Below are 7,933 nucleotides of genomic sequence, written 5' to 3'. Positions count from 1 at the left end.
GAAACGGCACAATCACGGCACGCATTGCATAATCGGTGCAGGCGATGCGTACAGTTAATTCTGCCGTTGTCGGATCAAACTGCGGCGGCTGTAATAATTGCTCCACTTCATTCAGCACCTTTTTCACTTGCGGGGCAAGTTCTAACGCCCGATTGGTCGGCACAACGCCCCGCTGCACCCGCACAAATAGCGGATCATCAAAACTGTCACGCAATCTTGCCAACACGCCGCTCATGGCCGGCTGCGTAATCGCCAAACGCTCGGCGGCTTTGCTTACGCTTTGCTCGTCCATCAAAGCCACAAAGGCTTTCAATAAGTTCAAATCAAGAGTTTGTAAGGATTTCATTTTTAGCTCGCTTTATTCTTTTAATATCATTTTATCTGATATTAATTATTTATAACAGCGATTTCACTTATATCTAACCCCACCCTATAATGCCTCACATAGCAAAACGCGACTAACCATTAACTAAGAGGACTTTACTATGAAAACTTATTCACAACCTGCAATCATTTGGCCGGAAAAATATACGCCGGGCGAAACCGACAACTATGTTTCCAATGAAGTAATTGTAAAAGGCTTAAGTGTGGCGGATGTGCTGCCTTATTTAGCGGATACCAAAGCATGGGGCACTTATTATTACAATGCGGAAAATATCGTGGTGGGCGATGGTTCAACGACTAAGCTTTTAGTGATGTGTATCACGCTTGGACTTTAGAAAACCTGCCGAAAAACCGCGTGTGTGTCTTAACCGAAGAAAGCCAAATCGGCAAACTTGCCAAAGACTTGGCAGAAACCGCGCCAAATCCAATGGTAAACGGCCATCAAGCATGATTGGACGGTTTAACAAAAGCGGCTTATTAAAGTGCGGTGGGATTTTGCGTCAAAAGTAAAATCTTGCTTTTCTAAGGAAACTAGAATGAAACTGAAACAACTTTTTGCAATCGGTTATCTTGGGCTGACTTTACAGGTGCAGGCTGCTCCGTTTATCCGCTTGGGCGAACTGAATGTGAAGCTATGCCAGCACGGTAGAAAATCAAGATGACCAATGGCGGATTGTAGAAATCTATGCCAGCCTTGCTGACTATGAACAACATCATCAAAGCCAAGCCTATAAAAACTATCGCAATGAATTAAACCCTTGTTGGTTAGTCAAGATATCAACAGCGTCTTAGATGGGAAATTTTTGATGAATAAGGGTGGAATGCAGTTTCAATAAGTTTCCACAAAGCTATATCGCACTGGGGAATATGCTGACTTTGGCTGCGATGATCGGCATTGACAGCATCCCGATTGAAGGTCTCTCTTATGCCAAAATGGAGGTGTTGTTGGCGGAAAAAGCTTGTTTAATCCAAAAGAATTTAAGTTAAGCGTGATGGCGGCATTTGGCTATCGCAAGCAAAAACCTTGCCCAAAAACGCATCAAAGTTTTGAGCAAGTGGTGGAGTTTATTAAATAATGTTATACTTCACCCCATCAATGGCAGGAAGAACAGATTATGCTAGCCTTTGATTTTTAAGCTCTGACAATGGATACAAAAAAGTACTTTATTGATAATTTTGGTCTAATTTTTCCAAAATACATTTAGTTCTGTTAAAACAAACACTGGCTGTTTTATATTTTAATTTCACAAAGAACACCACCATGAAAAACATTAAATTGACCTTAGCCATATTTTTCGGCGGCATATTCGCTTTATGGCTGCTTGCTACATCATTTCCAGATCAGTGGGGCGTATTTCCCGTACGCAACCTATTGCTACAACTCACAGGCACCATCAGCATACTGGCCATGAGTGGCTGTCTGATACTTGCCGTGCGTCCCAAAATGCTGGAAACGCCGCTCGGCGGGCTGGACAAAATGTACCGCCTGCACAAATGGCTCGGCATCATTGCCCTTTCAGGCAGCATCCTGCATTGGACCTGCAAACAATTCCCCAAATGGCTGGTAAAGCTCGGTCTGTTTGATGGCAAAAAGCCGCCGCGCCCTCCGATGCAGGAAATATTGACATTAAAAGATTGGCTGGCTACCCAACGCCACTTTGCCGAAGAAGTTGGCGAAATCGCTTTTTATGTTGCCCTCGTCCTGCTTATCGCCGCCCTCATCAAACGCATACCCTACCGCTGGTTTGCCAAACTCCACATACTTATCGTCCCCGTTTATCTCGCGCTCGTATAGCACGCCATCGTACTGGCAAATTTTGCCTATTGGTCGCAACCGCTGGGCTGGCTGCTCATCGCAGCCTTACTTGCAGGCATCGCCTGCTCGCTGATTGCCCTGTTCAAGCGCATCGGCAATCCGCAAAACGCCACCGTATCCGCCCTAAATCAAAACGGCAATCTGCTCTCCCTGACCCTGAACGCCCCGAAATGGCAGGGACACCGCGCAGGTCAATTCCTCTTTTTACGCACACACGGAGAAAGCCACCCCTTTACCATCGCCTCCGACTGGCAGCCTGATAACCAACAACTCACACTCGTTGTCAAAGACTTGGGCGACTACACCCGCCGCCTGCCGCAACGCCTGAACATCGGCGACACCGTGCAAATCGACGGCGCATACGGATGTTTCGACTTTTCCGATGGACAAGCGCAAATCTGGGTCAGCAACGGTATCGGTTTTACCCCATTTCTCGCACGGCTCAACGAATTAGCCAAACAGCCCGCCACCCAGCCGACAGACTGGTTTCATGCCGATAGAAACCTGCCCGCCGAAACGCTCGCCCACTGGCAACAGTTAGCGCAACAAGCCAACGTCAATTTCCACTATATTCCTTCCGAAACCCAAAGGCTTACCGCCGAACATATCGGTCAAACCGTCCGCGATAGCGCAAACCGCAGCCTGTGGCTCTGTGGTAGTCCTAGTTTTACAAGCAGTATCGCAAGAAATCTTAAGACACGCTCATTACATCAAGAGCTGTTTGAGTTGCGCTAAATGAATCTAATGTACAAATTTTAAGTTTTGATTAGTCAAGCATTAAGGTCGTCTTAAAGGTTTTCAGACGACCTTATTCTTTTTTTCAAAGAGTGAACGAATTTCAAAGAGTTTTTATAAATCGACTTCAAAATCCAACCACTTATTTCATCCAAATTATTTATATTAAAGATTGCAAACTCAATCTTATCCTCGCTAATATAAATTGCGGCTTTATTATGGACATAAATGCCGTCTGAATCAATATCACGCATTTGCAAAGTAAATCAACAAAAAAATGGTTTTTCCTTTCCACCCTTAAAATCAACGTCATACCAAGCAAGCTGGTAATCAGGTTATTGTTAAAACGTAATATTGTCTTTTAGTTTATGTAATGCCACGCCGCACAGCAGCGGCAAGCAATGTCTGGTGTTAGTACAGAAAGCTCGACCTTTTTTCTAACTAATCAGAATGCACCAAAGTTTCATCATCTTGTACTGTAATCGCTTGATTGACTATTTCACAGAAAACAGCCGCCCCGTCTTTTAACCTAAACCTGCCCAAGGGCAAGTTTAGTGTTTTTTCTACCTTATCGTTTACTTCCCTTGTTGTTGGATTTGGGTTTTATATAAACTCCGCAGACTTTTAAATTGGAGATAGAACTTACCCGCCAATGGTTATTTTAAGACAAGGTTAAACACTCATCCGCTTTATTCAAAATATTGATACTAGCATTGATATCCCTGTCATGTATTGTATGGCAATTAGGGCATCTTAGGTGAAAATACTGATATATTACCAATACCAACCACGATTAAACCAAATTTGACTGAGATATAAGTTGTCTATTCATTTTGTCAGATGGTCATAAGTTTGATAATCCAAAGTTTAGCCAATACCAGTCAAAGACTTGCCATAGGGCAAAAAAATCTTTGCCCGCAAACAAAAGACCAGTAAAAATTATCAAAAAACAAAAATTAAAATCGCCCGCATCCATGAGAAAGTATGACACGGGTAAAACTAGACTGACACCACAAAATCACGCATAATCCTATCTATGAAAACTAAGCAACAAGTTATGCTTAAGGATTTAGTGGTAAAAAATATTCTAAAATTAAATCGGTTCTTTACCGGTAGTAAAACTTACCCGCATTGTCATCATAAACCAGATAATTTGCCATTATCTGTAAGAAACTGGATTTGTCCAGCTGTTAAGCAGAACATGACCATAAGTAAATGCTGCGAGCAACATCACCAATAGGCATTAACTTGATAGCAGGGCTTGCTACTGTTTGCTTACACAAAAGTACAAGACCAATCATAGCTATATTTAGATTACAGTAAATTGATTATAGGTAATTCAAGAATATCTTTTGTTGTTAACTCTCCAATTTTCTTTTCAATAAGAGACAACTTCCTATTTTTCACTAATTTGTCATTATGGAACGCATATTCGTAGATTTTTCTATTCGTTTTATTATAAAAATATCCATAATAATCATCCTGCTTATTCTCATCTTCAACAAAATTCATGAAAAATAATTCATCGTCTTGCTTTAATCTCTCCATTACTGCACTGTATAAATTTGGTACCTCATTTACTACAAAATTTGTACATTCCAAAACACTTTCCAGTAAAATTTTAGAAGTTAATTCTTTAGACTCCATTAATTCAACTCCTATCTTTTTAAATAGGCTAGTTAGGCTTGCATCCATTTATCTATATTTTTTAATATCCTGTAAGGTAATTAGATTATTACTTAAATCATCTAAAAATAACAATTGAATCTCATATTCACGTTTTAAATTTTCCTCCTCTATTTTGCCATCTTTGGAGTATGGGAGATTCGCTAACGCATCTTTCCAATTAATGACGTTTTCAGCACATGCCGCAAAATAAGAACTATCAGATGATTTTTGTTGTATCCCTAGTAACATATTTCGAATTGAAACTAATAATTCTATCGTTCCTTGTGTTTCTACCATATCATTTAATGGATTATCATCATCCCAATTTATATCTTCTATAGCTTTTTGAGAGATTTCAATATTTATTTGGGAGAAATCATACCAACCAGCTTGAATGATAGCATCACAGAGTTGGTAGTTCTCGTTTGAATTAGTTATTTTAATCATATTTTCTTTTATTTTTTTCTCAAGGAGCAGTGCATTACAGCACCAAGCCGAAAATTTACATTTCTTTTGTAGATCCATTTGATCTAAAAGAGATTGTACTTTTTCAATATGTAATTCTATATTCATAATTCATCCTTTCATTCATCATATACACCGCCAGCACCGTCAACACTTGGTTCACATCTTGAACAAGGTGCATTTCTTTGTTTGCTACCCTAAGAAATTCCTTTTCGAGATGATAGCTATGCTTTACAACATATTTTGACAAGACGAACGTTTCGCTATGGCAGTCTTAGCTGTTTCTGGCTTTCTGAATCCATCCGATTTGTCGTAAACGTAATTAAGGATGCCGTTTCTTTGGTCGGCTCTTTGAATCAGGTTGCCGGCTTTGTCCTAGGCGTAGCAGCGGTTGAACACAGTACAACAAAGGCCGTCTGAAAAACAGAAAACACGTGCGTGCGTACAACATACACTCTACGTCAGGACTGAAGGTTTTGTCCGAGCTGCGGCTTGCTTTAATTATTAAACTGGAATCATTCTGCTAAAGCAATCATATAGATTTTTACCAATTAAATAGATATTTTGGAATTTTACTTCTCCAGGCATTTGTACACCAAATTCATTAAAATAATCTTCTTCACCCCATTCGTTTTCATGATCCCAATAGAAAATTTGCCCAATTCTTTCTCCTTGAGTACATAGACAAATCAAATCACCAAATTCATTACTTAATATTGGTAGAAAATTATCTGGTATTCTATTTTTATATTTTTCAAGCCTTTCACTAATTTGGGAGTTTTTGGTAGTTTATATTCTCACCATAAAAAACCTAAATCACCACCACTCCATTCGATATTACCACCTACAGGAATATCGTCATCAGGATAACAATATTCAGGCAAATCACTATATGGTATTAACTTAAATTCTTTTATAAATCCTGTCTCTCCACCAAATCATTCAAGATAATCCAAATAATCTGAAAATTCTTCTTTAGTAATATCTAAAAATTTAGACATTGATTTTCTAGAGGTAGGAATCAGTGCTTCAAATGTAAACCTTTGAACTCCACCCATTTTTTCTATTACAGTTTGCATTCTTGCACTCATAATATTTGCTTCAGTCAAAGGCTATGGACGTGGTTTTGATTTATTTTCATCGCGCATAACGCTTGTAGGAACAGTATGCCTAAGCTGGTGTATAAATCTCTTGTATTATTTGCACATATTTGTACTTGAATGATTTAAGTTAAGATGACTGTCCATCAAATATTTTTTGAGCGTCTTGGACAGTTTATCTTATTTGCTAAAGCTTATGAAAAGGTTGATAACAATTCCAATCTAAAAAGTTCAAATTTGAACTTTTGAAGCAAGTTGATTAAATTATCATTTTAAAGTGGTCAATTTATTTAAATGTCATGATATGACTTTTTGCCCTAAAAGACACACTACAGAACTTTTACCAATATGGCGATTCCCTTCATTAAGGTGAAGAATATGATGTTTGGCATATAACCACTTCAAACCGTTGTAAGCAGCCTGCCAATCTTCCAAAGTGCCTAACATCTCAATTTTTGATGGTCCACCAGTGCCAAATTTAAGTTGTTCTGTATGATAGAAGACTCCAACAAATAATCCATTTGGTGATAAAGCATCTATGATTTTCTTAGCAATTTCAAAGCGTTTTGGCACAGGCAGATGAAAAAATACACTGCTAATAACCTCATAAGGAGCTTGCCAATCCATGGTGCAAATATCACGATTGATAAAATCAACAATAACTTGATTGTCTTTTGCCAGTCGTTTTGCTTTTTCTAGTCCAACTTGGGATACATCTACACCCGTAGTTGTTAATCCATGTTTTGCTAAAAATACAGCATTACGTCCTTCTCCAGTTGCCAAATCCAAGGCTCTACCTGAATTTGGTAGTAGATGTGCAATTTGAGCCAAAAACTTATTTGGTTCAACACCAAATACATATTCGCTATCTTGATATCTTTCATCCCAAATGGTCATATTGCATTACTCCAAGTATTAATTGGTTGTTTACATTGATATTAATAATTTGCTCTTCTTATTAAAACAAGAAGTTTTCCATGACTAGTGTATCATATTCAATAAGAGATATGTTTTGATTAAACTAACATCTCTGTTATGTTTGCAACATGGCAAATACCAAAACCCATGTTTTCATCTAATATCTGCTATACCTTTAGGGTTATTGAAGCAAATATTGCTAAAGTATGAATAAGTTTGTATTGTAAATTTTTTTTATCAACTTCTTAAAAAGATAATTTTTATGTTTGTATCTGCGTTTTAATTGTCTTTTTGGTTTATATCAGTCAGTATTACAGACCAACTTTACTAACTTAGTTTGGTAAAAATTAATAAATTAAGTTTGCCAATATAATTAAGGTAATTTTTTGATAAATCTACTGGCAAATTAATTAATGGTATTAATTTTAATGTAAATAGCCTTAACTTTTTCTTATTTTTTGCTTTGAGTTTTGGTGTCAGGCTTATACAAACTTACAAGGCATCTGATTTGTAGCTTAGATGGTTTACAATGTTTTGGGTTTAGATACCTAGTTAATTAAGCTTGGATTTTGCCTGCATCGGTCAAGATAGCCATCTAAGCGGCTTTTAACGATTAAATCACCACCTATCGTGTTTGTTAGGTGTTTGGTTGTGAGATTGACACCATCTAAGGTAAAATTACCCGTGATGTCATTATGCATGACATTAGCTACCTGAACGGTAGTGTTGGTGTGAGTTGTGGCAGTTTCTGTGCTGCCGTCTTTACCAAGATTGGCATGAGCGGTAAAGCCTTGCGCTATCTTGGGAGGTTGCTTCTTATTTATATGCCAATTAAATTATTCATAAT

14 protein-coding genes are annotated in these 7,933 nt (G+C 38.1%); 6 read left to right on the top strand and 8 right to left on the bottom strand.

Annotated elements, in window-relative coordinates; all coding sequences use genetic code 11:
- Positions 1-346, bottom strand: a 346-nt coding sequence (locus tag ACZBKJ_RS09530) for a LysR family transcriptional regulator (RefSeq protein WP_463200851.1), incomplete at its 3' end; no start/stop codon positions are given.
- Between the two features lie 139 nt (positions 347-485).
- On the opposite strand from ACZBKJ_RS09530, the gene ACZBKJ_RS09525 reads away from it, so the two are divergent.
- The 6 genes from ACZBKJ_RS09525 (at position 486) to ACZBKJ_RS09500 (ending at position 2,935) form a co-directional block, all read left to right on the top strand.
- Complete coding sequence (locus ACZBKJ_RS09525; protein ID WP_463200850.1) at positions 486-719, top strand: hypothetical protein; 234 nt, start codon at positions 486-488, stop codon at positions 717-719.
- Positions 698-835 carry a hypothetical protein gene (locus tag ACZBKJ_RS09520; RefSeq protein ID WP_463200849.1) on the top strand — a complete coding sequence of 46 codons (138 nt, stop codon included), beginning with the start codon at positions 698-700 and terminating at the stop codon, positions 833-835. The genes ACZBKJ_RS09525 and ACZBKJ_RS09520 overlap by 22 nt, the downstream gene beginning before the upstream one ends.
- Positions 836-920: 85 nt before the next feature.
- Positions 921-1,046, top strand: coding sequence for a hypothetical protein (locus tag ACZBKJ_RS09515; RefSeq protein WP_463200847.1), 126 nt, complete (start codon positions 921-923; stop codon positions 1,044-1,046).
- Between the two features lie 10 nt (positions 1,047-1,056).
- Positions 1,057-1,176 (top strand): hypothetical protein, encoded by a 120-nt coding sequence (locus ACZBKJ_RS09510; protein ID WP_463200855.1) that lies wholly within the window; start codon positions 1,057-1,059, stop codon positions 1,174-1,176.
- Positions 1,177-1,645: 469 nt separating this feature from the next.
- Positions 1,646-2,179, top strand: a complete 534-nt coding sequence (locus tag ACZBKJ_RS09505) for a ferric reductase-like transmembrane domain-containing protein (protein ID WP_463200845.1) — start codon at positions 1,646-1,648, stop codon at positions 2,177-2,179.
- A 6-nt stretch (positions 2,180-2,185) separates the two neighbouring features.
- Complete coding sequence (locus ACZBKJ_RS09500; RefSeq protein ID WP_463200854.1) at positions 2,186-2,935, top strand: FAD-binding oxidoreductase; 750 nt, start codon at positions 2,186-2,188, stop codon at positions 2,933-2,935.
- A gap of 661 nt (positions 2,936-3,596) precedes the next feature.
- Here the strand turns inward: ACZBKJ_RS09500 and ACZBKJ_RS09495 are convergent.
- The 7 genes from ACZBKJ_RS09495 to ACZBKJ_RS09465 all read right to left on the bottom strand — a co-directional run bounded on the left by ACZBKJ_RS09495 (position 3,597) and on the right by ACZBKJ_RS09465 (position 7,886).
- Positions 3,597-3,716: a zinc ribbon domain-containing protein gene (locus ACZBKJ_RS09495; protein ID WP_463200844.1), complete on the bottom strand. Its 120-nt coding sequence runs from the start codon at positions 3,714-3,716 to the stop codon at positions 3,597-3,599.
- A 533-nt stretch (positions 3,717-4,249) separates the two neighbouring features.
- Positions 4,250-4,582: a hypothetical protein gene (locus ACZBKJ_RS09490; protein ID WP_463200843.1), complete on the bottom strand. Its 333-nt coding sequence runs from the start codon at positions 4,580-4,582 to the stop codon at positions 4,250-4,252.
- Between the two features lie 48 nt (positions 4,583-4,630).
- Positions 4,631-5,176 (bottom strand): hypothetical protein, encoded by a 546-nt coding sequence (locus tag ACZBKJ_RS09485; RefSeq protein WP_463200841.1) that lies wholly within the window; start codon positions 5,174-5,176, stop codon positions 4,631-4,633.
- A gap of 396 nt (positions 5,177-5,572) precedes the next feature.
- A complete protein-coding gene (locus ACZBKJ_RS09480; RefSeq protein ID WP_463200853.1) occupies positions 5,573-5,839 on the bottom strand; it encodes an SMI1/KNR4 family protein in 267 nt (88 codons plus the stop codon).
- Between the two features lie 167 nt (positions 5,840-6,006).
- Positions 6,007-6,159, bottom strand: coding sequence for a hypothetical protein (locus ACZBKJ_RS09475; protein ID WP_463200839.1), 153 nt, complete (start codon positions 6,157-6,159; stop codon positions 6,007-6,009).
- Positions 6,160-6,465: 306 nt separating this feature from the next.
- A complete protein-coding gene (locus tag ACZBKJ_RS09470) occupies positions 6,466-7,065 on the bottom strand; it encodes a class I SAM-dependent methyltransferase (protein ID WP_463200837.1) in 600 nt (199 codons plus the stop codon).
- Positions 7,066-7,634: 569 nt separating this feature from the next.
- Entirely contained in the window at positions 7,635-7,886 is a 252-nt protein-coding gene (locus ACZBKJ_RS09465; protein ID WP_463200852.1) for a hemagglutinin repeat-containing protein, read from the bottom strand.
- Positions 7,887-7,933: the final 47 nt, after the last annotated feature.

It is taken from the genome of Moraxella sp. I5G (assembly GCF_055193055.1).
Note: the sequence above shows the minus strand (reverse complement) of the source record. Positions and strands in the feature narration are given on the sequence as shown.

What these genes read in the sequence shown, in the direction of transcription:
- ACZBKJ_RS09525 (WP_463200850.1), top strand. Translation starts at nt 486, where the DNA reads ATGAAAACTTATTCACAACCTGCAATCATTTGGCCGGAAAAATATACG.
- ACZBKJ_RS09515 (WP_463200847.1), top strand. Translation starts at nt 921, where the DNA reads ATGAAACTGAAACAACTTTTTGCAATCGGTTATCTTGGGCTGACTTTA.
- ACZBKJ_RS09505 (WP_463200845.1), top strand. Translation starts at nt 1,646, where the DNA reads ATGAAAAACATTAAATTGACCTTAGCCATATTTTTCGGCGGCATATTC.
- ACZBKJ_RS09490 (WP_463200843.1), bottom strand. Translation starts at nt 4,582, where the DNA reads ATGGAGTCTAAAGAATTAACTTCTAAAATTTTACTGGAAAGTGTTTTG.
- ACZBKJ_RS09485 (WP_463200841.1), bottom strand. Translation starts at nt 5,176, where the DNA reads ATGAATATAGAATTACATATTGAAAAAGTACAATCTCTTTTAGATCAA.
- ACZBKJ_RS09475 (WP_463200839.1), bottom strand. Translation starts at nt 6,159, where the DNA reads ATGAGTGCAAGAATGCAAACTGTAATAGAAAAAATGGGTGGAGTTCAA.
- ACZBKJ_RS09470 (WP_463200837.1), bottom strand. Translation starts at nt 7,065, where the DNA reads ATGACCATTTGGGATGAAAGATATCAAGATAGCGAATATGTATTTGGT.